We start from the raw sequence: 443 nt of genomic DNA on the forward strand, positions 1-443 counted from the left end.
TGCCAGTCGTCATAGGCGCCGGCGGTGGTGCCGAGCGCGTTGTACTCCGCCTCCCAGCGCGGATCGTTGTCGCCGAGCGCGACCAGCGCCGCCGTGCCGATGGAGACGGCATCGACGCCGAGCGCCAGCGCCTTGGCGACATCGGCGCCGTTGCGGATGCCGCCGGAGACGATCAGCTGCACCTTGCGGTGCATGCCAAGGTCCTGCAGCGCCTGCACCGCCGGCCTGATGCAGGCAAGCGTCGGCTGGCCGACATTCTCGATGAACACTTCCTGGGTCGCGGCGGTGCCGCCCTGCATGCCGTCGACCACCACGACGTCGGCGCCGGCCTTCACGGCGAGCGCGGTGTCGTAGTAGGGCCGCGCCCCGCCGACCTTGACGTAGATCGGCTTTTCCCAGTCGGTGATCTCGCGCAGCTCGAGGATCTTGATCTCGAGATCGTC

General features: G+C 69.1%; 1 protein-coding gene. It reads right to left on the reverse strand.

Annotated features, from left to right (window positions below; translation table 11 throughout):
- The coding region (locus tag EH240_RS37530; RefSeq protein ID WP_206075410.1) for a glutamate synthase-related protein at positions 1 to 443 on the reverse strand (443 nt) is incomplete at both ends.

Source organism: Mesorhizobium tamadayense (assembly GCF_003863365.1).
Taxonomy (GTDB): domain Bacteria; phylum Pseudomonadota; class Alphaproteobacteria; order Rhizobiales; family Rhizobiaceae; genus Mesorhizobium; species Mesorhizobium tamadayense.